The organism is Nitrospira sp. Nam80 (assembly GCF_965152575.1).
This window is the reverse complement of sequence record NZ_OZ224216.1, coordinates 709707-734275: the sequence shown is the minus strand read 5'-3', so window position 1 is coordinate 734275 and position 24569 is coordinate 709707. Positions and strand designations below refer to the sequence as shown.

The 24569-nt window shown below is 58.0% G+C and carries 24 protein-coding genes; 6 read left to right on the top strand and 18 right to left on the bottom strand.

Translation table 11 applies throughout. The features are described from left to right. Positions 1-5 precede the first annotated feature (5 nt). From ACWGXE_RS03550 to ACWGXE_RS03530, 5 genes are all read left to right on the top strand, one after another. Entirely contained in the window at positions 6-503 is a 498-nt protein-coding gene (locus ACWGXE_RS03550) for a BCAM0308 family protein (RefSeq protein WP_447601372.1), read from the top strand. A gap of 69 nt (positions 504-572) precedes the next feature. Beyond that, entirely contained in the window at positions 573-1013 is a 441-nt protein-coding gene (locus ACWGXE_RS03545) for a cupredoxin domain-containing protein (RefSeq protein ID WP_447601370.1), read from the top strand. An 87-nt stretch (positions 1014-1100) separates the two neighbouring features. Then, complete coding sequence (locus ACWGXE_RS03540; protein WP_447601369.1) at positions 1101-1958, top strand: universal stress protein; 858 nt, start codon at positions 1101-1103, stop codon at positions 1956-1958. Between the two features lie 221 nt (positions 1959-2179). Next, positions 2180-3355, top strand: a complete 1176-nt coding sequence (locus ACWGXE_RS03535; protein ID WP_447601367.1) for a glutaredoxin family protein — start codon at positions 2180-2182, stop codon at positions 3353-3355. 38 nt (positions 3356-3393) lie between these two features. Then, positions 3394-6153 carry a bifunctional acetate--CoA ligase family protein/GNAT family N-acetyltransferase gene (locus ACWGXE_RS03530; RefSeq protein ID WP_447601365.1) on the top strand — a complete coding sequence of 920 codons (2760 nt, stop codon included), beginning with the start codon at positions 3394-3396 and terminating at the stop codon, positions 6151-6153. A 36-nt stretch (positions 6154-6189) separates the two neighbouring features. Here ACWGXE_RS03530 and ACWGXE_RS03525 read toward each other — a convergent pair whose 3' ends face one another. The 13 genes from ACWGXE_RS03525 to ACWGXE_RS03465 form a co-directional block, all read right to left on the bottom strand. Beyond that, a complete protein-coding gene (locus tag ACWGXE_RS03525) occupies positions 6190-6858 on the bottom strand; it encodes a hypothetical protein (RefSeq protein ID WP_447601363.1) in 669 nt (222 codons plus the stop codon). A gap of 409 nt (positions 6859-7267) precedes the next feature. Continuing rightward, positions 7268-7654: a c-type cytochrome gene (locus ACWGXE_RS03520; RefSeq protein ID WP_447601361.1), complete on the bottom strand. Its 387-nt coding sequence runs from the start codon at positions 7652-7654 to the stop codon at positions 7268-7270. A gap of 170 nt (positions 7655-7824) precedes the next feature. Beyond that, complete coding sequence (locus ACWGXE_RS03515; RefSeq protein WP_447601359.1) at positions 7825-8220, bottom strand: hypothetical protein; 396 nt, start codon at positions 8218-8220, stop codon at positions 7825-7827. After that, positions 8207-8689, bottom strand: a complete 483-nt coding sequence (locus ACWGXE_RS03510; protein ID WP_447601358.1) for a hemerythrin domain-containing protein — start codon at positions 8687-8689, stop codon at positions 8207-8209. Before ACWGXE_RS03510 ends, ACWGXE_RS03515 begins: the two co-directional genes overlap by 14 nt. Positions 8690-8706: 17 nt before the next feature. Continuing rightward, positions 8707-9021, bottom strand: coding sequence for a YtxH domain-containing protein (locus tag ACWGXE_RS03505; protein WP_447601357.1), 315 nt, complete (start codon positions 9019-9021; stop codon positions 8707-8709). Between the two features lie 313 nt (positions 9022-9334). Further along, positions 9335-10060, bottom strand: coding sequence for a copper resistance protein B (locus ACWGXE_RS03500; RefSeq protein ID WP_447601356.1), 726 nt, complete (start codon positions 10058-10060; stop codon positions 9335-9337). 169 nt (positions 10061-10229) lie between these two features. Then, positions 10230-12140 (bottom strand): copper resistance system multicopper oxidase, encoded by a 1911-nt coding sequence (locus ACWGXE_RS03495; protein WP_447601355.1) that lies wholly within the window; start codon positions 12138-12140, stop codon positions 10230-10232. Next, positions 12137-12343 (bottom strand): hypothetical protein, encoded by a 207-nt coding sequence (locus ACWGXE_RS03490; RefSeq protein ID WP_447601354.1) that lies wholly within the window; start codon positions 12341-12343, stop codon positions 12137-12139. Before ACWGXE_RS03490 ends, ACWGXE_RS03495 begins: the two co-directional genes overlap by 4 nt. A gap of 65 nt (positions 12344-12408) precedes the next feature. After that, positions 12409-12909: a DUF4396 domain-containing protein gene (locus ACWGXE_RS03485; protein WP_447601352.1), complete on the bottom strand. Its 501-nt coding sequence runs from the start codon at positions 12907-12909 to the stop codon at positions 12409-12411. A 149-nt stretch (positions 12910-13058) separates the two neighbouring features. Further along, positions 13059-13877: a sterol desaturase family protein gene (locus ACWGXE_RS03480; RefSeq protein ID WP_447601350.1), complete on the bottom strand. Its 819-nt coding sequence runs from the start codon at positions 13875-13877 to the stop codon at positions 13059-13061. Positions 13878-13913: 36 nt separating this feature from the next. Continuing rightward, a complete protein-coding gene (locus ACWGXE_RS03475; RefSeq protein ID WP_447601349.1) occupies positions 13914-14081 on the bottom strand; it encodes a carboxymuconolactone decarboxylase family protein in 168 nt (55 codons plus the stop codon). Positions 14082-14434: 353 nt separating this feature from the next. Then, positions 14435-14581 (bottom strand): hypothetical protein, encoded by a 147-nt coding sequence (locus tag ACWGXE_RS03470; RefSeq protein ID WP_447601347.1) that lies wholly within the window; start codon positions 14579-14581, stop codon positions 14435-14437. A 292-nt stretch (positions 14582-14873) separates the two neighbouring features. Beyond that, positions 14874-15218, bottom strand: coding sequence for a hypothetical protein (locus ACWGXE_RS03465; protein ID WP_447601345.1), 345 nt, complete (start codon positions 15216-15218; stop codon positions 14874-14876). 286 nt (positions 15219-15504) lie between these two features. Here ACWGXE_RS03465 and ACWGXE_RS03460 point away from each other — a divergent pair, with 286 nt between their 5' ends. Then, positions 15505-15657, top strand: a complete 153-nt coding sequence (locus ACWGXE_RS03460) for a hypothetical protein (protein WP_447601344.1) — start codon at positions 15505-15507, stop codon at positions 15655-15657. Positions 15658-15712: 55 nt separating this feature from the next. Here ACWGXE_RS03460 and ACWGXE_RS03455 read toward each other — a convergent pair whose 3' ends face one another. From ACWGXE_RS03455 to ACWGXE_RS03435, 5 genes are all read right to left on the bottom strand, one after another. Beyond that, positions 15713-18889 (bottom strand): efflux RND transporter permease subunit, encoded by a 3177-nt coding sequence (locus tag ACWGXE_RS03455; RefSeq protein ID WP_447601343.1) that lies wholly within the window; start codon positions 18887-18889, stop codon positions 15713-15715. Positions 18890-18972: 83 nt separating this feature from the next. Next, positions 18973-20226 carry an efflux RND transporter periplasmic adaptor subunit gene (locus ACWGXE_RS03450; protein WP_447601341.1) on the bottom strand — a complete coding sequence of 418 codons (1254 nt, stop codon included), beginning with the start codon at positions 20224-20226 and terminating at the stop codon, positions 18973-18975. Further along, positions 20223-21560 (bottom strand): TolC family protein, encoded by a 1338-nt coding sequence (locus ACWGXE_RS03445; RefSeq protein ID WP_447601339.1) that lies wholly within the window; start codon positions 21558-21560, stop codon positions 20223-20225. Before ACWGXE_RS03445 ends, ACWGXE_RS03450 begins: the two co-directional genes overlap by 4 nt. Before the next feature lie 97 nt (positions 21561-21657). Beyond that, positions 21658-22008 (bottom strand): hypothetical protein, encoded by a 351-nt coding sequence (locus tag ACWGXE_RS03440; RefSeq protein ID WP_447601337.1) that lies wholly within the window; start codon positions 22006-22008, stop codon positions 21658-21660. A gap of 115 nt (positions 22009-22123) precedes the next feature. Further along, complete coding sequence (locus tag ACWGXE_RS03435) at positions 22124-24511, bottom strand: heavy metal translocating P-type ATPase (protein WP_447601335.1); 2388 nt, start codon at positions 24509-24511, stop codon at positions 22124-22126. Positions 24512-24569: the final 58 nt, after the last annotated feature.

Below are 24569 nucleotides of genomic sequence, written 5' to 3'. Positions count from 1 at the left end.
GCATCATGTCATCTTCTCAGAATGCCGGGGGATGGGGGACTCGACGTGATCGGATGGTGCAGGAATATCAGCATGACACGTACAAGCTTCGCGGAAAGCTCAAGGAACCGACGGTCTGCACAGAATGTGGAGCGCTGTTTCACAAGGGTCGATGGACCTGGGGGGCGAAGCCGGAAGCCGCCTATGAAATCGTCTGTCCGGCCTGCATGAGGGTGCGTGATAAATATCCGAAAGGTCTGATTACTTTGAAGGGCTCGTTCAAGGACGAACAGAAGGAACAAGTCATGGGCGTCATTCACAATACGGAGGCGCAAGAAAAGCAACAGCATCCCCTCTCCCGGATTATGGGTATTGAAGTCCAGCAGGAGGATCTGATCGTGTCTACGACGGATACCCATTTGCCGCGCCGGATCGGCGAAGCACTTCACCATGCGTACCACGGCGAGCTTGATCTTCAGTATAACCAAGATGAAGACTTTGTCCGGGTCACATGGGTCCGTTAACTGCGAGAGGGACGGACTACGCAAAGAAGGTCGTCCGTACTCATGTATGACATGAAAGGAACCCGACCGATGCCCTTCCGAATTCCCGCCCTCTGCGCCATGCTGGCTGTTGCGGTGATTGTTCAGACGAGTACGCACCCCGCAGCAGGCGAGACGGCCTTGGCCGGCATTCCCGATGAGCAACGATTGGAAGTATTGATCCGCAATTATGACTTCGAAGTCGTCCATCGATCACCCGTGGCCTTGGGCGGCGAGACGGTCATTATCTTACGGAATCAAGACATCGTCCGGCATGGCTTTACGTCGCCGGCGTTGCCCCAGCTCTTTCTCCGCATCGACGGAGAAGGCATCGGCTCGTATGGAAAGGGCATTGAGGGATTGTATATCGAGCCAGGCAAGACGCTGGTCATCCGCCTGATGGTGGAACACAGCGGGAGACTCGCATTTCACTGCGACCTGCATCCGGAAATGAAGGGAGAGGTCTTCCTGCTCGAAATCCCCGCCGCGTAGAGCGGCGCGCGGAAGGAGCCTGCGCCACGGGGCCCTTCCTTGTTTGTAACGGTCCTCTCGGAGACAATCGGAGAAAAGGGGCGATTCATGCGGATGGTCATCGGAGTCGATTGGTCTGAGCACGCGTTCGCTGCCGTTCAGGTCGCGACGTCTCTGTACCGGCCGGAGGAAGTCGCCTTAGTTCATGCGGTGGATTTGGGTTGGTTTCGAAACCCGGTCGTCGCGGAAGCCGGGAATGTCCAGGGCTATGACGACTACAAGCGGGCCATGAAGGAATGGGGTCGCCAGCTCATGGCCCGCAACGCCGCAATCCTGCCCAAAGATATTTCCTCCGTCACTCAGGTCTGCGAATTCGCCAAGCCGGCGACGCTGGTACTGGATACTGCAGTCAAATTATCGGCCGACGTGATTGCGATCGGCGCGCACGGCCACGGACGAGTCGCAGAATGGCTTTTGGGCAGCGTCTCTCATCGAATCGTGCTGCATGCCCCTTGTGCGACGCTCGTCGTCAAACGTCCATCCAAAACCATGTCCAGGATCCTGGTCGCCGTACAAGAGCAAGAAGACGCCGGCCGCATAATCGGCTGGCTCAGCCGGTTTCCTTTTCGACAGCAGCCCGCCGTCACCGTGGCACATGTCATACAGCCGATTCCGAACGCCGATGAATTCGGCATGTTGCCGATCGAGGCGTGGCAGGATAACGCCGAGCAGCATGCCGAAGAACTCGTACACCACGCGGCCCTGTCGTTGTCCGGGTCCTGCGCGTCCATCACCACGAAAGTTCTCACCGGTAATCCCACGGAAGAGATCGCCCGATCGGCCGAGCCGTTTGATCTGCTGGTCGCCGGATCCCATGCGCGAAGCGGCCTGGATCGTTTTCTTTTAGGCAGCGTCTCTCAAGCATTGCTCCACAAGGCGCGGTGCTCGGTCCTGGTGGTGCGATGAATTCCGAATTACGCATGGGAACGAGAATGGAATCACATGGAGGAGAGATTTTGAGTGGACAGTGCGGGAGAAATCGAATCATCGTCTTGAATTCGTTCCGCCGGATAGATGCGGCGTTATAAGTGCGGTTTCAACGTTCCTCACATTCATCCCCCAGCATTGAAACATTCAGCATTCGGCTCCCTCCTGACCGAATCGGATGTCCGCTCGGCCGGGTTTGGGTGGCCATTGCGCTCTGCGTCTTTCTTGCTTCCCCAATCGGCTTGACTTACGCGAAGGACCGTCCGCCGGATGTCGAAGTCTTCGTGAGGGAAGGCTGCCCTCACTGCAAGGCAGCGAAGGCGTTTCTGGCGGATCTCCAAACCAACCGCCCGGTTCTTCGAATCACCGTCCACGACGTCGGAGCCGACTCAGGCGCTCTCACCCGTCTCATCGACCTTGCCGGTCGGTTCAATATCCGGCAGATCGGCGTTCCAGCCTTTTATGTAGGCGAACAATTGATCGTCGGGTACGCCGGTTCGGACACCACCGGAGCAAGAATCATCGCTCTGTTGGATCGCGCTAAAGCCGACGTGACGGACCAGCCTTTATCTGAGGCCTGCTGGCCGACAGTAGACTGTGGCGAGGCGGCGGCCCCCGCGGCTCGAACCGGCAATGATCACATCGAGCTGCCCTGGCTCGGCCCTCTGAGCGTGCGGCAGATCGGCCTTCCGGCCTTTACCATCATCATCGGCCTGTTGGATGGGTTCAATCCCTGCGCCATGTGGGTCTTGCTGTTCCTTCTGTCCCTCCTGGTGAGTCTTCGGGATCGCCGCAAAATGGCGCTCGTTGCCGGGGCGTTCGTATCCGTGAGCGGCTTGGTCTATTTTGCCTTCATGGCGGCCTGGTTAAGCGCCTTCTTGTTCATCGGGTTATCCCGGGCGGTGCAGATTGCGCTCGGCGTGACCGCGGTCCTGATCGGAGGGGTCCATATCAAAGATTTTTTTGCCTTTGGCGTCGGACCCTCATGCAGCATTCCTGAATCGGCAAAGCCAGGGCTCTACGCCCGCATGCGGCGTATCCTGGAGGCCGAACATCTTCCGGCGACATTGTTGGCCGTGGTGACGTTGGCTGCGCTGGTGAACCTCGTTGAACTGCTCTGCACCGCCGGCCTCCCCGCGTTGTACACACAGATCCTGACCCTTCAGCAGCTGTCCTGGTGGGAATATTATGGGTATCTGGCGCTGTACAATGTGGCGTATATTTTTGATGATAGTCTCATGGTCGGCGCCGCGATCATCACATTATCCGGTCGCAAGATGCAGCAAGTCGAAGGCCGCTGGCTGAAGCTTATCAGCGGAACGGTGATGACGGCGCTGGGGCTCATGCTGTTGGTCAAACCCGAGCTTCTGTCCTAAGCGCATCTGGGACCGAATTGCATTATGTGAGGTTTTCAATGAAGCAGAATGGCTCTCCTCGTCCTATTCGCACACTCTTTATTCCACCGTCGAGCGATCTGCTGCGCCAGCCGGGCCGCATTATTTTAAAAGATGGGACGGCGGCGGAACTGCGCATCTCGTCTCCGTCGGACACCGAGGCGCTTCGCTTGTTCATCGACGGCTTATCCCCTGAGTCCAAGCGGCATCGGTTTTTTTCAGCAACCGTGCCGCCTGCCGACCTCGTTCAGTCGCTCTGCGATTCTTCGGACCCGCATACACAGATCACCTTAATCGCGTTGCGTCTGTCGCAAGGCCGGGCAACCATCATCGCCGCGGGGACCTATACGGCTCGCGACGCCGCCGCGGCGGAGGTGTCGCTCGCGGTGGACGATCGGTTTCACGGCAAAGGAATCGGCACCATTCTGGTGGAACATTTGGCCCTGCTTGCTGTCAGGCATGGGTTTACGCATCTTTGGGCGGTGACCCATGCTGACAATGTGGCGATGCGCGACGTGTTTCGTGAATCCGGGTTCACCTGGCACGAGTACGTCGAAGGCGGCGACATCGAAGTGGAGTTATCCCTTACACCGACCGAACAGACGGTCAGCCGGGTCGAATGGCGGGACCGAGTGGCGACGGTCGCATCGATCCGGCCATTTTTTCATCCGCAGGCGGTCGCGATCATCGGAGCGTCGGCCGATCCGGCCAGCATCGGCTATCGACTCGTCGATGCTCTCTCGCAGAGCGGCTTTCCCGGTCCGGTCTACCCTATTAACCTTCGCGCGGGCTCGATTGCCGGCCTACCGGCCTATCCCCGAATTACGACAGTCCCCGGTCCTGTCGATTTGGCCGTGATCGCCGTACCCCGCGATTCAGTACTCGGCGTCGTCGAACAATGTGCGGAGAAGCAGGTCCGGGGTCTCATCGTCATTACCGCCGGCTTTGCCGAGGTCGGCGACGAGGGCCGCCGACTGGAACAACGCCTGGTGGAACTGGTACGCCGGCATGGCATGCGCATGGTCGGACCGAATTGCTTCGGCTTGCTCAATGCAGACCCGGCGGTCCGTCTAAACGCAACCTTCGCACCTTTTTTCCCGCCTGCGGGGCATATCGCCATGTCGTCTCAAAGCGGCGCATTGGGCATTGCTGTGCTGAGTGCGGCCCGCCGGCTCCAGCTCGGTGTCTCGACATTCGTGAGTGTCGGCAATAAGGCGGACGTCTCCGTCAACGATCTCTTACAGTATTGGGAAACAGATCCGGCGACGCAGGTAGTCATGCTGTACGTGGAATCATTCGGCAATCCACGTCGTTTTGCGCGGATCGCTCGCCGCGTGGGCCGCCAAAAGCCGATCATCGCCGTGAAGGCCGGACGCTCCGGCGCGGGCCATCGTGCGGCCGGCTCCCACACCGCTGCATTGGCCGCAAGTAACGTGGCGGTCGAGGCTCTGTTTCACCAGACGGGACTCCTCCGCGCCGACACGCTCGACGACATGCTTGCGCTGGCCGCCGGCCTCTCGAATCAATCCTGCCCCAAAGGCCGGAGAGTCGGCATTCTCACGAATGCGGGCGGGCCGGCCATCCTCTGTACCGATGCCTGCGAAGCCGAGGGTCTGACGGTCCCGGAGCTGTCGCCGCGCACGTATGAACAGCTCGCTTCATTCCTGCCACCGGCCGCCGCGGTGAAGAATCCCGTGGATCTCATCGCGTCCGCTACGCCCGATCAATATGCACGGGCTATCATGACGCTGTTGGCCGCCGATGAAATTGACGCGCTGATTATCCTCTATATTTCTCTGACTCCAACCGATACGGAAGGCATCGCCGACGGTATCCTCTCCGGTATTCGATCGGCTCGTCAGGCCGGGGTGACTGAGAAGCCGGTGTATGTCACCTGGATGGCGGAAGGGGACCGCGATCGATCCTTTATGAGCGGCGGAGAAACCATTCCCTCCTATGCGTTGCCGGAAACTCCCGCTCGGGTGCTGAGCAAAGCTGCGACGTATCAGGAATGGAAGACCAGGCCGGCCGGAAGAATCCCCGATTTTCCGGACATGGATTTGTCCGTGGCACAGAAGATTTGCGCGAGCGCGGCTCGGGAGCGAGGTGACGGCTGGCTGACAGCAGACGAAACCAGACAGGTATTGACCGCCATCCGTTTGCCGCTCCTTGCCGGAGGTCTGGCCAAGTCTGTTGAGGAGGCGGTCCATGTCGCCGAACAAGCCGGATTTCCCGTAGCGATCAAGCTTGCCTCCCGGACCGTCGTCCATAAGACTGACGTCGGGGGCGTGATCCTCGACGTGGCTGACGCCTCGGGCGTGCGTGACGCGTTCAAGGCGATCCAAACACGCTTGGAGCGCGCCGGGCTTCTGGAGGAAATGGAAGGAGTTTTGATTCAACCGATGCTGCGCGGAGGAGTGGAGGTCATGATCGGCGTCACGCAGGACCCCCAATTCGGACCGTTGGTGGCGTTCGGACTCGGCGGCATTTATGTCGAAATTTTGGGCGACGTGCAGTTCCGCATTGCACCGCTGACGGAGCAAGATGCGGAGGATATGGTCGCCGGCATCAAAGGCTATCGTCTCTTAGAGGGATACCGGGGACAGCCGGTCGCGGATATTGCTGGGCTTGAAGACGCGTTGTTGCGGGTTTCGCGCTTGGCGGAAGAGGTTCCGGCGATCACCGAGTTGGATTGCAATCCGGTGTTCGCCCTGCCGAAGGGCCAGGGTTGCCGGATCGTCGACGCGAGGATTCGAGTCACCGGCGCCATGTCGGGATGACAACCATGAGCCGCGCGTACGGCAGCGTGCAGGCCATTATCGCGGGAGCCTGCGTTTGATATGTGCAAGCAGCGGAAGCATTGTGATCATGCCGAGCGCGACGAGGATGAATGATGCCGGTTCCGGGGCGGAATGACTCGCCGCCCAATCCGCCCCGGAACCGTGGTACCAATCATAGACCGACGTGCCGGCCCCCGTGGTACTGTCCGCGTGAGCGGGATATTCATCGTAATTCCCCAGAAAATGCCCGACTTCATCAGCCCAGGGGTTGTGGTTGCCGATGCCACTCGGCCATCCGACAGACCACTTGTTGACGGCACCCCGACCCGGTCCCGGCTTTTCCATGTGGTTGGGATTCTGGTTTGAAAATAGCAGGTCGAAGAGGATCGGCTTGGCAACACCGTCGCGCCCCGTCCGAATGCGTTCGGTATCGGTTTCCCAGAGCTGCTTCACCGGCAGGCCGGGATCAAATCCCGTCAGCTGCAGAGTCACGCTGATGGTATATCCGGCGGGTTTCGTAAACCCGATGTCATACGAGATGATCGCGCTGATATCATGATTGAGGCCCGTGCTCAAAATCCCCTGGATCCGCTCGGCCGGAATATCGAACGCCAGATCCGGAATCATAATGGCGAACGCACTGGCGGCAGAAAGCCACGTACATATCGCGACGGGCGCGATGAACGAGCGTGAAGACATGGCCATACGTTACCCTCCGATCAATAATCTCGATCATAGATCCGGCTCTGGGTACCCCGGCGCTTGTTGATAATGAGCGTTTGCGGGGATGTGTTTTGTACAAAGAGACCGAGGCCTACCACTTCACGACTTGTGGAAACAGCGCGATTGATGAAGAGGGAAAAGATGAGAAAGTCCGGCACAGCAAAGGCCATGCCCGCCGCGAAAGGGAGAACGACCGATACGAGGCCTCGCATTCAGCTCGGGCTCCATTAAAGGTGATTAACAGGGTGCATGGTATCACCTTTACTATGGTTTGTCCTTAATAAAATTATGGGTGAGGGTCAACAGATACAGCTACGCGGTGTGTAATGAGATATCGGACGACTGAAGAATCGACCTACGTAGGCAGGAACGGCAACAATGGATGGCAGCTTCACCGCAGACTCTTCAGCCATGCCTGAATATCTGCGATTTGCTGCGCTGTGAGAGAACCAGCCAGAGGCGGCATGATATGTTGTCCTTTCAGGACACGATCCCAGAACAGCTTGTCGTTGGACAGAACCGGATTGCCGGCCAAGCGCGGACCGACCCCGCCGGTCGCGTCAGTTCCGTGACAGACAATGCAACTTGCATCGTACAGAATCTTGCCCTTCGTTGGATTAGTCGCGTGATGCAACATTTCATCTCGACTACTACTCTGCCGTATCTCGGCTTCGCTTGTAATGGACGGCCGAGAGGGAGAACAGCTTGCAATTCCAGCTATGCCGGCTGCAGCCGCGATTAGCAGTCCGATCATCCGTCCCGATCGAGCCTCCATCATAATCAGCCCTCCCTAACTCGGCGCCGCATTCTACAGTCGGGACATTCCTCATTCCTCATTCCTCATTCCTCATTCCTCATTCCTCATTTCTCCCTGCCGCCATGGCACTTGAGACATTAGGAATTTGTGAGGCGCTTTATATTCCTCTTTCACAATTCTTCATTCAGCATTCACCGGTTTCTGTATTTTTCCACTCCCTTGTCGCCGCCGGCATGGCAACGCAGACAGTCTGCGAATCGCCCCGGCCCATGAATCCCCTTCGCTTTTGCCTTGAGGCCCCGCACCAATTTATTGTCCTGCACCTGCGCGCTCGGTCTGCCGGCCTTGTTCGCCCGGTGACAATCAAGACACGACGTGGCCTCGGTCGCCCGAAAGATCAAATCACTATGGGGATTGGGGATGTCCGGATAGTCAGACGGCTGCTCGACTCGAGATGGAGACGATGAATCCGCCATCGCGTTTGCCGGTTGCGATATACCGACGGATCCCCGCCCGCACCATATCATCGCCGCCGCAAATGTTGCGCCGGCGACGACCATCCATCGCGAACCACTAGTCATGCTCATGCCAGCAGCAGACTTTGTACTGATCTTCCGGCATGGCCTTCATCTTGTCGTACAGCTTCTCGCGCTCGTCATCGGCAACCAATTTATCAATGGAGGGATAGAGCACCCGCTCCTCCTTCATGTTGTGCGCAGACAACAACACGAGCAGCGCCTGTTCCTCGACTCCGGTATCCGGGTCCTCATTTTGAACCTTCTGAAGAATCGCTTCGAGCCGCTCGCCGATGTGACGGTGCTCGCCTCGCATCACGAACGTCGGCCCGCTGTCCGCCATGCCGGTTTTTTCTTCCCACAGCGGAAACAACAGCTGTTCTTCCCAGACAATATGGCGCTCCAGCCCCGCCTTGAATTCCCTGAAGGCCTCCTTCGCCTTTCCATATTCCGAATATTTGTCGGCTCGGAATGACGCGAACAACGCATCCAGCCGGTCATGATCTTGGGCAAAATACTGACTGATGGTCGATTCCGGCATCGTTTCCTCCCTCGCTTCTATTCATTTCCTCTGTTCGCCATCTCCTTTTTGAATGCCGTCTTTGCCGCCTCGAACGCCGAGGCAATCGTGCCCTTTGTCTCGTTCAGAAACCGCTTGCCCTCCTCGATCGTATCACTCATCTGGGAACGAATTTCACCGGCCTTTTCCAAGACTTCTTCCTCCGTCCGCCGTGCATGGCTTCTGATGGCCCGGCGAGTCGTTTCTCCCGATTGCGGGGCCAAAAAGAGCGCGGCCACTGCGCCCAATACGACGCCGCTGATGAATGCGACCGTAAAAGAACCGCAAGCCTCATTCCTGCTATTGAATCCCATATTTTCTCCTTTCTCTCGTAGCCGCCGCTGATTCGCACCAAGCCCATCTATCCGCTTTTCACGGTCCCGAGCCATGTTGAAGCAGAGGCCATGCCAAAGGTGTCTGATTCATCCCTCGCTAATCTAATGATTTATCGAATGATTCGGTCAAGCGCACGGCGAAGGGATGAATGAAGGCGAAAGGATTGAGGCATTCCAGAACCGCCGCGCCATGAGACCGTCCCAAAAGGCCACAGCCGGCTTCGAAATCCGCCCGACAGGGCCGAGGGTACCAGTGAAGTGGGCCGATAGGGGAAGTAGGTCGCGGGGCGGATCAGAACCACATCCTAAGACCCATGGTGAACCGTACCTGACTTGGTGAACCGCCCTCTTGGCGAACCAGCGTGGCGGTCTCGCCAAAACTCCTGTCCAGCGAGACGCCGATATACGGCGCGAATCCTCGCCTGATCTCGTACCGCAGCCGAACACCGAACTCGAGATTATTGAGGCCGGAACCAGTGGTAAATTCTTCCACACGCTGGATGGCCACATTGGTTTCGAACCGAAGTTGAAGGATGAGCCGTTGCATCATCAAGAGGTCTTTTGTCGTCGCCAGACGAGCCGATACTGCTCCGTTCTGATCGATAAAGAGAGTCGGCTCAATTTGATAGCTGTATGGCACCAGGCCCTCAATCCCGATTGCCGCCAGCCCGCGCGTGACGTTGCGCCCGCGAAATGACTGAGTTTCCACGCGACCACCGACCTGCAAATCATAATATTTCTGGATGAATCGCCCATACAGCAACTGAAAATCCACATCATAGTCGGCTTTGAACGCTGTGTCCCGCTGTCCTTCGCTCTTGAACCAGATCCGATTGTAGTCACCGCCATACCAACCCTCAATGTCCCACCGATAGTCGGATCCGCCCTCGCTACCTCCTGTTTTGGGACGGTACTCCAATACGTCGACGAGCACCATGGTGCGCTTCTCTGCATCATCGACAGGTGACGGCCAGCCTGATTGCGGGGATAAGTTCGGCAACGTTGTTTCCCGAATCATGGAAGGAAATATTAATCCTTCCGCCTTCCGGGCAGGGTCATCGAAAGACAGGCCACGATATGGCGCGTTCTCCGATAGAATTTCTGCAGTACTGCTGTGACCCCATAGGGACAGCAAACCTGTCACAAGAAAAGCCGACATCGACCATCTCACCGCATATCCTCTGCTGTCATTCCGACACATCGACGACGCGGAACATCCCTGCTTCCATGTGGAGCAACAGATGGCAGTGAAATGCCCAGCGACCTGGAGCATCGGCGCTGATCGCGACCGAGAGCCGCTCGGCAGGTTTGACAATGACGGTATGCTTCCGAGGCAGGTATTGCCCGGCCCCGTTCTCAAGCTGCATCCACATGCCGTGGAGATGGAGCGGATGTTCCATCATCGTATCGTTCACAAACGTCAGGCGCACCCGCTCGCCGTACCGAAACTGGATCGGACTTTGAGTATCGGAATATTTTTTGCCGTCAAATGACCACATGTACCGTTCCATATGGCCAGTGAGATGCAGTTCGATATCCCGTGCCGGTTCCCGCTGGTCCGGATACGGCTCCAGGCTTTTCAAATCCGTATAGAGCAGCACGCGTCGTTCAGACTGATCCAGCCCTGCTCCCGGTACCTGCATCCGACTATAGGAGTACTCGGCCACCATTTGATTGCCGGTTCCGTGGTGATCAGGACCATGCCTGACGGGTGCGACGCCGGGGATATCGGAGCGGTGTGGATCGGCACCTTGCATGGGCGGCATAGCGCGACTTTCCGGATCGGGCTGCCGGTGCCCATTCAACCGACCGCTGCCATAGACCATGCCGGGTATGTGCTGCATGCCCGGCATAGGTTTCATTTCTGTACCGTGCTGGCCATGTTCCCTGCTCGGCTGCTCTTCGGATGACATCACGCCGCCATGAGTGTTCTTCTTCATCCCCGGCATCTCCATATTCTTCTTGTCGCCATGATCCATCTTCATCCCCATATCGGCCATCGTGCGGAGACGCCTGGGGCGGCGCGCTGGAATCTCGGCCGTCATGCCCGCACGCGGGGCGAGCGTCCCACGCGCATATCCGCTACGATCCATTGTCTCGGCAAAGACGGTATAGGCACGATTCTCGAGAGGCTCGACGATGACGTCATAGGTTTCGGCCGGCCCGATGCGAAACTCATCGACCGCAACCGGCTGAACATTCTGCCCGTCCGCTTGTACAACCGTCATCTTGAGGCCCGGGATGCGAACGTCGTAGAACGTCATGGCCGCCGCATCAATGAATCGGAGTCGAAGCTTCTCGCCGGGACGAAACAGCCCGGTCCAATTACCGGCCGGCGACAAGCCGTTCATCAGATAGGTGAAGGTATAGCCGGTGACGTCCGCAAAGTCCGTCGGGTCCATGCGCATCTGATCCCAGGCCAGATAATTCTGCACCGTCGCCCACCAGCCCTGGCGTCGCACGTCGGCGACAAATTCACCTACGGTCCGTTTCTGAAAGTTGTAGTAACCTGCTTCCTTTTTCAGATTGGACAGCAACGTATGGGGCGATTCGAAGCTCCAATCGGACAGCATTACGACATAGTCGCGGTCGTACTGAAACGGTTCCGGCTGAATAGGGTCAATGATTATTGGGGCGTACATGCCTTGCAGCTCTTGTCCTCCCGAATGACTGTGAAACCAGTACGTACCGCTCTGCTTGATTGGGAAACGATAGGTGAAACTCGTCCCGGGGTTGATGCCGCCAAAGCTCACGCCAGGCACGCCGTCCATTTCGGGAGGCAATAGAATTCCATGCCAGTGAATCGAAGACATTTCTTTGAGTTGATTGGCGACACGCAGGGTGACGTCTTGTCCCTCCTTCAAGCGAATGATCGGACCTGGGATCATGCCGTTGATCGCCATAGCGATCGCAGTCCGACCATCCACGGTGAACGGCGTCTCGCTGATGGTCAGATCAATGACCTCTCCGCTCAGCACTGCCGATGAATGAGACTCGGCACCCCGGCCGGTCACAATCCAGGGAAGCAGGAATTGCTCAGCGGCCGCCGCCAGCCCCAATGCCGCGGCACGTTTCAGGAGAAGACGTCTGGAAATCACGGGAGGACTCCATTCTTGGCAAAGCTTTCAAGTTGGCGACTACTTTCTTCGAACAGGAGTTTAAAGTCCGGCTGCGATGCATAGTTGGCCGCGTCCTGAATCGAACGTCGATATAAGGCAGCGGCCCAGCTTGCCCATCGCCCGGCTTCATCCGGACCATCCGGCGCCAAAAGGGTTTCAAGACGGAGACGTTCACTCATCATTGCTCCTCGCTCACCGACACAACATCGCATTGCGCAAATCCAGCATGCCTAGTTTCTTTTCGGCATCAATGATGCGCATGCACGACCGCGTGGCCGCGCCCCCGCGCGATGAGCCAGCGATTGACCGGCACGGTCACCACGAACGCCGCGATGAACGATAGCGCAAGACTGCTCCAAAACAGCCCGTCGGTGACTCCGGCATCCATGGCGCCTGGAATAGCGAGCATCATCGCGTTATCCATGATCTCCATCACAATGATGGAAACCGTGTCCGCCGCCACCGCGATTGAGGCCGCGCCGGCGAATGTCATGCCGCCGCTTATCAATGGAATCAGCGTAAATGCATATCCAAAGACAAAGGCCAGCAGGACGGCCAGCGTGATGGAGCCGGCATTTCCCCACCCCAATGACATCGCAATGACGAGGCCGAGCACTTCCCCGATCGCGCAGCCGGTCAAGCAATGGAGCGTGGCGGCCACAGCGAGCCGGTTCAGCGACGGCACCACCGTCTGATGACTATGTGGACTGTGGTGTCGGTGATGAGCAGCCTGTGCACCATAATTCATAACAATCCTCCTTATGGAATGTCGTCGATGTCCCGTCATTACTACAGACGTTGGAGGGATCGGAACATTACACCGGCTTGCCGGATTTCCGGAGACAGGTGAACCCAAGCTTCATCTTCAGGCCGGCAGCTAGATAATCTGATGGAAGCTTATTTCCTTTGCCTCACCGGATAGGGTCCCGGCGCTGTCCGGAAAGGCAACGCAAGGATACCGGCCAAGCTCAACCGGCGAGGGTCGCGAAACTGGTCCAGCCCGATCGTCATCCCAACCTGTCCTTGGCCCGGCTCCTCACGATAAGTCCCAAACATCCAATCCCACCAAGGTACATTGAAACCAAAGTTCGAGTTCGTTTCGTGAGGCACGATCGAATGGTGGATACGGTGCATGTCCGGCGTGACGAGAATCCGCCGCAGGACTCGCTCCACGGCCGCAGGAATCCACACGTTACTGTGATTGAACATCGACGTAGCGTTCAACAAGACTTCAAAAATCAGGACCGCGGCCGGCGCGGCACCCAGGAAGGTGACTGCCGCCAGTTTGATGGCCATGGAAATCACCACTTCCACAGGATGGAATCGAACTCCGGTGGTGACATCGCAATCCAGGTCGGCGTGGTGCATCATATGGAATCGCCAGAACAGAGGAACGGCGTGGAACATGACGTGCTGCAGGTAAAGCACAAAGTCCAACAGGACCACCGCAAACACGATCTCCAGCCAGATTGGCCAATCCACATGATTCAGAACGCCCCAATTGCGCCCGGCTGCCAGCGTGGCGACGCCGACTGCGCCGGCGGCCAACAGCAGGCGTAAGATGATCGAATCCAGCACCACAATTGAGAGATTGGTCACCCAACGTTGGACCTTCGCTGTGGTCAGTGGACGCCGAGGAGCCTTGAGCTCCCACATCGCCATCAACCCCAGCACGCCGACAAATGCCGATAGCCGGACTAAAATGTCAGCGGTCATGGTAGATTCCGTCCCAGCTCGTCGGACATTGGTTGATTAGTGGGTACAACAGACGGTCTCCGGGGATGCCTGCCCGTTCGCACATTGCTTGAAGGCCGCGAACGCCTTGAGGGCCCACTCCTCTCCAGGACAGCCTTGCATGGTGATCGCCACATCAAGGAACTCGATGAGTTCCTCTTGCGTGACACCCTTTTCATGTGCCATCTGTACATCCGCGCGGATGCAGGGCTCGCAACGCAATGCGATGAGATAGCCATAGCGGTCAGCAGCTTGTATTTGGCCGCGACCGTCGCATCCCGATAGGCGGCTTGCCGCATGCGCAACAAGCCGCCGGTTACCTCTGGGTTCAGACGGAGCCGTTCCGAATAGATTGCCCTGTTCTGGCATCACTCTTCCTCCGCTCTTCTTTCTTTTTCGAGTCTCTTGGTTCTTCTTCGAGGCTCATCAAAATCGGACAACGCCCGGTGGGCTGACCAGCTTTGCAGGCCGTATCAGAGCGTTCAACGCGTGGGACAGCGCCTGTAAGGCCTCCACTTTTGATTCCACCTGCACTAGTTTCACCCGAGCATTTTTTGCACGTTACCACAGCGAACCATTGACATAACGCGAAGGTCGAGCAACTCCTTGATCTCGCGCAGCGTGAAGCGCAACGCCTGCGCGCCTTGATGAATCGCAACCGCCGCGATACTCACGCTGATCGTCATTCCGGTCCTCTATTTCCTCTGGCGGCGCGTTGAACGTCTGAACCTGCTGGCACCATCACCAAGGAGTCCTTCGGGGTACAGATTGTACAGCGGGAAGAAGAGCGGTCGAGCTGACCATCCCGCCGATCATCGGCTGAATACAAAGACCGAAGCGCAGCGGCAGTTCTTGATAGGTCGGACAGGACAGGGTAATACATTGATCGGTGGCGCAACTTCAGCTGGCCGCGTACACCGCCATAAGTCATGAGCCCGAGCCATTCCAGCGCGATCGCCATCCTTCGAAAGGCATTATTCACTGCATCATGCCATGTGGCCGCATCGCGCGATGTTCTCGTGCCAACGCATCCGCTTCGTCTGCCGCCTTAAGATAATTTTGCGCAATCGCGCGGCAATGTGCGGCATGCTGTGCGGAGTCCGCCTTGTCTTGGGACTCTACATGTTTATCGTAATACTCGGCCGTAAATTCCCACTGCTTGGCTTTCTGCCTGAGTTCCTGCGCCTGCTGAGTGTAATAGGCTGCCAGGCCGTTATGGTCGTTCGCACTGATCATCCGTTGCGTGGAATTTTCCGCGCAGCCGTATAGCAGTAAGACCAGACCGATCGTGGATAGCATCGAAACCCATCGTTCGTTGAACATGACAGCCCTCCCTTGTTTACCAGTGAACAAGTTCACTGCATTGGTGATTGCGCCGACGTTGCTGGTCTATCTTACTTATGAGTCAGCAAGGCTTATGCCGATACTCCCTCCTTGAGCTGACTCACATTAATGGCCCGTTCATGCTGACTAACCCGGCTCGATGAGAGACCTTGAGGCAAAAAAACGACAGGCCGATTCGTCTCTTGTCGAGACATTCCCATTCGCATAGACTTTACCGGTGCGGATCGCACTCTCGACTCGTCAAATGAGACAACGGAGGAGGAGCATGAACCGCATACGCAATCACTTGTCGCCGAAGGAATCTCGTGCAGACCTGATACGTCATTGTCAACTCTTCATTGAGTACTATTCCAAGGCGGCGGCGGAAGCGGATACGCTCGCACAGCTGCATCATGAAGCTGCCAATGCCATTCGGTGATGCCATTGCCCTTGGCCATGATGACGTCGGTGCCTTTCGCAGACCGCTGTATGCGCTACGGTTCCCGGCTCACCTGCACATCGAGTTGTTCCGTTTCTGATGATCCTATCCGGCCCTCTCGTCGTTCCTTCTCCCACCGCCACATGACATAAATGGGAGGAATCACAAACAGCGTGAGGAGCATGGCGGAGAAGACTCCGCCGACTTGAGGGGCCGCAATCCGTTTCATCACATCGGCTCCGGTGCCGCTCGCCCACATCACGGGAAACAACCCGATGACATCGACGAACCCGATCATCGCCATGGGCCGGATACGTTCCCCCGCCCCACGCTGCACGGTGTGGATGAGCTCTTCCAGCGTCTTCAGCCCGCCTGCCGCTTTTTTCCGTCCGCAAGCCTCGTCCAGATAGGCGAGCATCACCGCACTGGTCTCAGCGGCCGTGCCGACGACCGTGATCAGCCCTACCCAGACCGCGATGCTCATGTTGTAATCGAGGATCGACAAATACCAGATAGCCCCCACAAGCGAGAGCGGCACGCCCACCATCACCATGAGCGTCTTAGCCACCGACTGAAACACGAAGTAGAACGTGATGAAAATGATGATGAGGGTCAACGGCACGACGAGCTTCAACCGTTCTTTTACCCGCTCCATGAACTCATATTGACCGGACCAGACGATGGTATAGCCCGCGGGCAACTGGATGTTTTCTTTGACCGCTCGTTTCAAATCATCGACATAGCCGCCCACGTCGCGCCCCGCCATATCCAGGAAGACGTAGCCGGCCAGCATGCCGTTTTCGTCCCGGATCATCGGTGGGCCGTTCACAAATCGCAGCGTCGTGAGCTGGGCAAGAGGAACCTGTACCCCTGTCGGCGTATCGACGAGCACGCGTTGGAGCTTCTGGGGATCATCGCGCAACTCTCTTAGATACCGCACGTTGATCGGATACCGTTCTCGCCCTTCGATCGTGGTCGCAATATTCTCCCCACCGATGGCGGACTCAATCACCTTCCCGACATCCGCCAATTTGAGACCATAGCGCGCAATTTCCTCACGATTGATATCGAAGTCCAGGAAGTAGCCGCTCGACACCCGTTCGGCATACACGCTCCGCGTGCCCGGCACGTCTTTCAACACCGTCTCCAAATGAATGCCGATGGTCTCGATTTGCTTCAGGTCCGGCCCAAAAATCTTGATTCCGACTGGAGTCCGAATGCCGGTGGTCAGCATATCGATTCGGTTTTTGATCGGCATGGTCCAGGCATTGGTCACCCCGGGAAATTGCAGCGCCCTATCCATCTCATCGACCAGTCCCTCATAACTCAGACCAGGCCGCCACTGATCTCTGGATTTCAGAGACACCACCACCTCCATCATGCTGAAGGGCGCCGGGTCGGTAGAGGTCTCCGCCCGCCCCGCCTTACCGAAGACCTGTTCGACTTCAGGAAAGGAGCGCAGTTTCCGGTCCATGATCTGGAGAAGCCGGCCGGCTTCCGTCACCGACAGTCCGGGAAGGGTCGTCGGCATGTAGAGCATTGTGCCTTCGTAGAGCGGCGGCATGAACTCCGAGCCCATGCGCTGATAGACCGGCACAATGCTCACTAGAAGACTGGTGGCCAGAACCACTACGGCGCCGCGATGGAGCAGCGCCCACTTCAACAGCGGCGCATAGAGGCTTTGAAGGCTCCGGCTTACCGGATGCCGTTGCTCCGGAAAGATTTTCCCACGAATGAACGTGGGGAGACAGGCGGGTACGAGAGTAATGGCCAGCACGGCGCACATGGCGATGGCGAGATTGTTGGTCCATGCCAGCGGCTTGAACATCCGCCCTTCCTGACCTTCGAGAGCAAAGATCGGGATGAAGGAGATAGCGATGACGAGGACTGACGCAAAAATCGGCGGGCCGACTTCCTTGGCCGAATTGATCAGGACTTGCAGCCGATCGCCGATCTTCCCATCGCGCTCCCATTCCTCCAGACGCTTATGGGCGTTGTCCACCATGACAATGGCTGCGTCCACCATATCTCCGATGGCCACGATGATGCCGCCCAACGACATAATATTGATGCCGATCTCCATGAGGTACATGGGAATGAATGCGATCAGCACCGCGATGGGAAGGGTCAGGATCGGCACGACCGCAGACCGGACATGCAGCAAGAAGGCGATGATCAGCACGCCGGTCACAATCAGTTCTTCCAGAAGGCTTTCATTGGCCGTCGCGATCGACTCGCGGATCAGATCGCTTCGGTCATAGGTGCCGATCACCTTCACTCCTGTCGGCATGGAGGGTTCGATCTCCTTGAGCTTGGCTTTGACCCGCTCAATCACGGTCATCGCACTCTCGCCGAACCGCATGACCACAATCCCTCCGGCGACCTCTCCTTGACCGTCCAGCTCAACCAAGCCTCGCCGCATGTCGGGTCCCAGCCGGACAGTCGCCACATCGCGCAACAGAATCGGCGTGCCGTTGTCGTTGACACCAACGGCGATCTTCTCGATATCTTCGGCATTCTTGATGTACCCGCGACCGCGGACCACATATTCGATTCCGGAGAATTCCACGACGCGGCCCCCCACGTCGTTGTTGCTTTGTCGAATGGTTTCTACAATCGCGGAAAGGGACAGGCGATAGCCCAAAACCTTGGTCGGGTCCAGATTCACCTGATATTGCCGGACGAAACCGCCGATGCTGGCCACCTCGGCCACGCCTTCCACCGCGCGCAGCCAATATCGTAGATACCAATCCTGAAAACTCCGTAGCGAAGCCAGATCTTGCTGCCCCGATTCATCCACCAGAGCATATTGGAACACCCACCCTACGCCGGTCGCGTCCGGTCCGAGCTGCGGCGTCACGCCATCCGGCATGCGGCCGGATAGTTGATTCAACCGTTCCAGGACGCGCGAGCGGGCCCAGTAGATGTCCGTCCTGTCTTTGAAGAGAATGTAGACGTAGGAATAGCCGAAGTCGGAGGCGCCACGAACAACCGTGACGTTTGGCGCGGAGAGCAAGGCGGTGACGATCGGATAGGTGATCTGGTCTTCGACAAGATCGGGAGACCGGCCGGGCCAGGTGGTGTAGACGATGACCTGTGTGTCCGAAATATCCGGCAGGGCATCAATGGGCGTCTGCCGCATCGCCCACAAGCCGACCGCTGCGAACGAGAAGACGAGCAGGAAGACAATGAAGCGATTTCTCGCGCTGTATTCGATGATCCATTCGACCATGGGCACCGTGGGGAGTTAGGAGTTATGAGTTAGGAGTTCTGAGTTGAAATCCAAACTCATGATTCAGCATTCATAATTCAGCATTACTTCATCCCCGCCATGCCGCTCATGCTGTCCACGACGGATTTGAGCCGGCTCTCGCTGTCGATCAAAAAGTTGGCCGAGGTCACGACATGCTCTCCCTCTACCAATCCCTCCAGCACTTCAGACCACTCACCGGTCTTCACACCGACCTTGATGGTCCTCGGTTCCAGCCGGCCCCCGCCGTGGTGGAGGAAGACAACTTGCTTCTGACCGGATTCGATGACGGCTTCCCGTGGAATCGCAAGACGACTTCCCAGGCTGATTCGTAGTTCGACGTTGGCATACATGTCCGGTTTGAGCGTTTCATCGCGGTTGTCGAGCTCGAAACGGACTTTTGCAGTACGGGTCTTTTCATCTAATGTGGGATAGATGAAGCCCACCTGTCCGGCCAGGACTATTCCCGGATTGTAGGAAAGCATCACCGTAGCCTGCTGTCCGATCTTCACGAATGACAGTTCATACTCGTAGATATCCGCCAGGATCCACACATGGGACAGATCGGCGATCGTGTACAATTCCTCCCCCGGCTCCACATGAGTCCCTTGCACGACTTCTTTGCGGATGACCGTGCCGCTGATCGGAGAATGGATCGGCAGGGTCTTCGTCACCTGCCTCGTCCGTTCGAGGTCGCGAATGTGCTCGTCGCCGATGTCCCACAGATGAAGGCGATGGCGAGTCGCTTCCAGCAGATCCTTGGACCCGGCCGCCACTTCCGGGATTTCGCTTTCCCCCAATTGTTTTCGACTCTGGAGCGCCAGCAGGTATTCTTCCTGCGTCGCCACCAGGTCAGGGCTATAGATGGTGAACAGCCTCTGACCTTTGTTCACGTGGTCGCCGGTCGCACTGACGAACAGCTCCTCGATCCAGCCGTGGAATTTGATCGTGACCTTCGCGAGCCGGCGCTCATCGACCGCAACCCGCCCGACTGTTCGGATCACTTTGTCGAGCGGCCGTCTGGCCACCTCTTGATATTTCACACCGATCGTTTGCAGGCGGTCGGGTGGGATGGTAACCGTACCGGAGGTTCCTTCGGCATCGACAGACATGTCGGTCTCTCCTGTTCCTCCGGACCGCGTGGCAGGTTGACCTTTTTTTATGTCCATACCAGGCATGTTCATGCCCGGCATATCTGCCATGCTGTCTTGCCGTGAGTCGGCCGGTAAGAAGATAGCCGACCTGGACACCATCCAGAACAGAGCGGCACCCGCCGCAATGAGACCGGCTCCTATACCGACGATGCGCCATCGACTCATGATCCCGACTTCCTTTCAGACTTGGTACTACTTAGTGGTCCACCGGTGACGGCTTCGAGCCTCGCGAGGGCTCGCTCGTGGTTCACCATTTCGCCATGCAATTCCAATTGACTGTCCTGTAACGTCAGAAGACTGTTCAGCAGCGTGAGAAAATCGACTTTGCCGACGGCATAGCCTGCCTGTGCCGCTTGCAGCGCCAACGTCGCCTGCGGGATGATGGCATCCCGCAAAATCGTAATGAGCCGCTCCGCCCGCTGTGCCTGCACAAAGCCGTCTTTCACCTGGAACAACAGGTCTTGCTTGGTCGCGACGTAGTCCTCCCGAGCCCCTTCGAGGCCGGCCAAGGCTTCCCGCACCCCTTGTTTCTGCTTCGTTTCGTAGAAGAGGGGGATTTTAATGCCGACGATGACCTGGTAGCCGTTGTCGTTGATCTTGTCGTTCCGCAACCCCAGAGCGCTCACATCGAAATCCGGATAGTATTGGCGCTTGGCCAGCGAGACCGATCGTTCGGACCGATCAATGCCTTTTGCCGTAGCCAATAGGGCGGGAGAGAATTCCTCTGCCCGCCGACTGAGGTCCTGCAAGGGAATGGTCAGAATCGATGTCTGAATCTCTTCCGGTGTGCCGAGCGACATTGCCGGGGGTCGATTGATGAGTCGATTGATGGCGGCATGGAGACTCTCCTTCTGCTGATCCAGTACCGCCAGCCGGTCCAAGACTCGCGAAATTTCGACCTGCGCACGAAAGATATCCTGCTGCGCCGCTTGGCCGACCGTGTAGCGCGCCTTGGCGGTCTTTTCGAATTGCATCAACAGGGCTTTGTTCCGGCCCACGATTTCGATGCTCTTGTGCACGAAGTGCAGACTGAAGTACGCCTCCTTGAGACCCGCGATGAGCCGCAACCTGGTGGCATGAAACTCCTGCTCGATCCGATCGGCGTCACGCTGCGCCACCTCGCCTTTGAGACTCAGTTTCCCGGGAAACGGAATCTCTTGTCCAAATCCATACATGGCGCCTTCGACGACCGGCGGGACCATCGGCATCCGTTGATAGCCGAGTTGAAGCCTTGGATCAGGCAAGGTTTGGGCCTGCGGCACGACGGCTTTCGCGGCTTCCCAGCGCTGCCGCGCCGCTTTGATTTCCGGATTCGCTGCTTCGAGTTCTTCAATGAGGCTCGGAAGACTGATCCGTGGATCGCCCGAGTTCTGACTATGCCCTACGCGGACAGAACCATTCTGATTTTCCACTGCCTGGGCAACGGGTGCTCCAGTGAGGAGGAAGAGCAGCCCACCAAAGAAAAGATACCCCTGATGACGGCCGAATACTCGTGTCACGACGGCACCTCCAAGGAAGTCGATAGAAAGAAAGGAGAATGATGTATTGCCCGCTCAGCCTATGTGGTCGAGCGGCGAGTGAACGAGAGGTCTGGTATCAGATCCGAAGGACCGAGGAAGAACTTATGGAGAGAGGGACAATGGATAAGGCGATGCTCCGGGGACAGAGAACCGAGGCGAAATTGGTCGCAAGATCGAGGGAATGTTGCAGGGCCATCGTATCCACATCAGGGACAGATCCAGGCTTGCCCTGACGTTCAGGAGACGAGGTGGCCAATGGTGGACACATGATGGTTCCGTCCATCGGGCAGGTCATGACATCTTCTACAAGCGATACCATCTGTTCCGCAATGGAAATGTCGGGCAAGATGCACATCGTGCCGATGACCTGACAGAGGACGAAAAAGATTACGAGCCCGATGGACTGCGCATTCATTCGTGGAATCATTGATCTTTCCAAAGGTCGCACTGGCCTATTGTGTAGTGCCGGATGCCAGTTTCTACCAATATACCAATTCCGTCAAGTGAGGCGACTCGGGGTCGTGAATCGCTTTCGCCCCTTCCTACACCACCCGCACCCGCCGCAGTCGCAGGCTGTTCATGACGACGCTGACCGAACTGAACGCCATGGCGGCGCTTGCCAAAACCGGACTCAGCAGCAATCCCGCCACCGGGTACAGTGCGCCGGCTGCCACAGGAACCCCGACCACATTATAGATGAAGGCCCAGAACAGGTTTTGTTTCATGGTTCGCATCGTTGCTCGGGACAGTCGGATGGCGGACACGATGCTGCGGAGGTCGCCCCGCATGAGCGTGACATCGCTCGCCTCGACGGCAATATCGGTCCCGGTGCCGATGGCCATGCCGACATCGGCTCGCGCAAGGGCCGGCGCATCATTGATGCCGTCTCCCACCATCGCGACAATCTCGCCCTGCCGCCGCAATCGCTCGATTTCCTCCACCTTGCCGTCCGGCAGAAGACCGGCCGCCACCTGATCCACTCCAACCTGTTCGGCCACCGCCTGCGCCGTCCTCTCCTGATCGCCGGTCAGCATGACCACCTTGAGCCCCATCTGCTTGAGGCTGCGAATGGCCTCGCGGGACGACGGCTTGATCCGATCGGCCACCGCGATGAGGCCGGCAAGCCGGCCGTTGATCGCGACATACACCGCCGTCTTTCCTTTTTCCGCCAGCGCGTCAGCCTGCTGGCGCAGAACGGCCGGCGCCGCCTCATATTCCGCCATCAAGGCCTCGTTCCCAACCGCAATGGTCTTGCCCTCGACGACCCCGGCCGCTCCCCGGCCGATGAGAGATTGAAACGACTCGGCTGCCGTGAGGCCGATCAATCGCTCCTTGGCCATAGTCACAATGGCCTCCGCCACCGGATGTTCCGATAAGATCTCGAGCGAGGCAGCCAATCGTAGCAGATCGTCTTCGGACCAAGGCGCGCCGGCAACCCTGAGTACATCGGTGACAACCGGCCGCCCTTCGGTGATCGTGCCGGTTTTGTCGAGCACGACCGTCGATATCGCACCCGCCCGCTGCAAGGCCTCTCCGCCTTTGATCAAGATGCCATGCTCGGCGCCTTTTCCCGTTGCAACCATCAAGGCCGTCGGCACGGCAAGCCCCATCGCGCAGGGGCATGCGATAATCAGTACCGCGACCGCCGCTGCAAAGGCGCCGGCGAGGGGCGCCTGGTCCGCCGCAACAAACCAGACCGTGAACGTCGCCACGGCGAGCGACAGGACGATCGGGACGAATACGGCGCTGACCCGATCGGCCAACTTCTGAATCGGCGCCCGTGCGCCCTGCGCGTCCCGCATGAGCTTGACGATATGAGCCAGGACGCTGTCTGATCCCACGGTAGTCGCCCGATACCGAAAAGCGCCCGTCTTATTGATCGTCCCGCCGATGACCCGAGCGCCCGGCTGCTTTTCAACGGGCATCGCTTCACCGGTCAACATCGATTCATCCACGACACCGGCGCCGGACAAGACGTCGCCGTCCACCGCAATCCGTTCCCCCGGCCGGGCCATGACGATATCCCCGCTTCGCACTGTCTCGATAGGCACCTCGGCTTCCATACCGTCCCGCACGACGCAAGCCGTTGGCGGTTGAAGTGCAGCCAACCGGCGCAAGGCGGCCGAGGTCTGCCGTTTCGCCCTCGCCTCCAATGCATGACCCGTCAGGATCAGCGCGATAATCATGATCACCGCCTCGTAATAGACATCCGGCTTCAGACCATGCTGCACATAGAAATCCGGAACCAGCGTAGCCGGCACCGAATACAGAAAGGCGGCGCCCGTCCCTACAGCAATGAGCGTATTCATGTCGGCAGACCTGTGCCGGAACGCGGACCAGGCTCGGATATAGAAATGCCGTCCAGTCCATCCCATGATGAGAGCCGTCAGGAACAACAACACATAGGACCAGACGGCCGGTGGAGCAAAGCCCAACCATGATGTGGCCGGCATCGCCCATGCCATGAAGGAACCAAGCTCATGAGAGCCGGCTTCGCCCGCGACCATCAACGGCATGGAGAGAACCATCGCGGCGAGACCCGCCATCCCGGCGACCACAGCTTTGCGTCGCAGATTCCGATACTCGCCTTCTTGTGCGGCATCCTGGTCCGTCTGCTCATCAAACGCATTCCGGCCGGAAGCTGCCGGTGCCGCATCATACCCGGTCCGGCGAATCGCGCTGACCAATCGATCAGGCGACGTGGCGGCGGGATCATACGTGATCACCGCGTTCTTCAACATGAGATTGACAGAAGCGGCGGCCACACCGTCCTCCTTCTCCAGCGCTCGCTGCACCCGGCCCTGACAAGCTGCGCAGGTCATACCGGACACAGCGATGGTGACTTTCTCGAGCTTGGCAGATGGGGGCGATACCGTATCTCTCGGCCTCGGTGCTACGGGATCGATGCTGATCACTTGTTCGGTTGGCATTATTTCAGTCTCCTCATTCAGCATGATGCCGGCCCATGCCGGAGCATGGGCCGGTACG

Excerpts from the sequence above, each read along its gene's own strand:
- ACWGXE_RS03480 (WP_447601350.1), bottom strand. The coding sequence starts at position 13,877 with ATGACCGCTGACATTTTAGTCCGGCTATCGGCATTTGTCGGCGTGCTG.
- ACWGXE_RS03515 (WP_447601359.1), bottom strand. The coding sequence starts at position 8,220 with ATGAGCATGACTAGTGGTTCGCGATGGATGGTCGTCGCCGGCGCAACA.
- ACWGXE_RS03455 (WP_447601343.1), bottom strand. The coding sequence starts at position 18,889 with ATGGTCGAATGGATCATCGAATACAGCGCGAGAAATCGCTTCATTGTC.
- ACWGXE_RS03465 (WP_447601345.1), bottom strand. The coding sequence starts at position 15,218 with ATGTTCAACGAACGATGGGTTTCGATGCTATCCACGATCGGTCTGGTC.
- ACWGXE_RS03525 (WP_447601363.1), bottom strand. The coding sequence starts at position 6,858 with ATGGCCATGTCTTCACGCTCGTTCATCGCGCCCGTCGCGATATGTACG.
- ACWGXE_RS03470 (WP_447601347.1), bottom strand. The coding sequence starts at position 14,581 with ATGACGATCAGCGTGAGTATCGCGGCGGTTGCGATTCATCAAGGCGCG.
- ACWGXE_RS03500 (WP_447601356.1), bottom strand. The coding sequence starts at position 10,060 with ATGATTCGGGAAACAACGTTGCCGAACTTATCCCCGCAATCAGGCTGG.
- ACWGXE_RS03545 (WP_447601370.1), top strand. The coding sequence starts at position 573 with ATGCCCTTCCGAATTCCCGCCCTCTGCGCCATGCTGGCTGTTGCGGTG.
- ACWGXE_RS03440 (WP_447601337.1), bottom strand. The coding sequence starts at position 22,008 with ATGATTCCACGAATGAATGCGCAGTCCATCGGGCTCGTAATCTTTTTC.
- ACWGXE_RS03550 (WP_447601372.1), top strand. The coding sequence starts at position 6 with ATGTCATCTTCTCAGAATGCCGGGGGATGGGGGACTCGACGTGATCGG.
- ACWGXE_RS03520 (WP_447601361.1), bottom strand. The coding sequence starts at position 7,654 with ATGATGGAGGCTCGATCGGGACGGATGATCGGACTGCTAATCGCGGCT.
- ACWGXE_RS03540 (WP_447601369.1), top strand. The coding sequence starts at position 1,101 with ATGCGGATGGTCATCGGAGTCGATTGGTCTGAGCACGCGTTCGCTGCC.
- ACWGXE_RS03450 (WP_447601341.1), bottom strand. The coding sequence starts at position 20,226 with ATGAGTCGATGGCGCATCGTCGGTATAGGAGCCGGTCTCATTGCGGCG.
- ACWGXE_RS03460 (WP_447601344.1), top strand. The coding sequence starts at position 15,505 with ATGAACCGCATACGCAATCACTTGTCGCCGAAGGAATCTCGTGCAGAC.
- ACWGXE_RS03530 (WP_447601365.1), top strand. The coding sequence starts at position 3,394 with ATGAAGCAGAATGGCTCTCCTCGTCCTATTCGCACACTCTTTATTCCA.
- ACWGXE_RS03505 (WP_447601357.1), bottom strand. The coding sequence starts at position 9,021 with ATGGGATTCAATAGCAGGAATGAGGCTTGCGGTTCTTTTACGGTCGCA.
- ACWGXE_RS03475 (WP_447601349.1), bottom strand. The coding sequence starts at position 14,081 with ATGGCACATGAAAAGGGTGTCACGCAAGAGGAACTCATCGAGTTCCTT.
- ACWGXE_RS03510 (WP_447601358.1), bottom strand. The coding sequence starts at position 8,689 with ATGCCGGAATCGACCATCAGTCAGTATTTTGCCCAAGATCATGACCGG.
- ACWGXE_RS03485 (WP_447601352.1), bottom strand. The coding sequence starts at position 12,909 with ATGAATTATGGTGCACAGGCTGCTCATCACCGACACCACAGTCCACAT.
- ACWGXE_RS03490 (WP_447601354.1), bottom strand. The coding sequence starts at position 12,343 with ATGATGAGTGAACGTCTCCGTCTTGAAACCCTTTTGGCGCCGGATGGT.
- ACWGXE_RS03435 (WP_447601335.1), bottom strand. The coding sequence starts at position 24,511 with ATGCCAACCGAACAAGTGATCAGCATCGATCCCGTAGCACCGAGGCCG.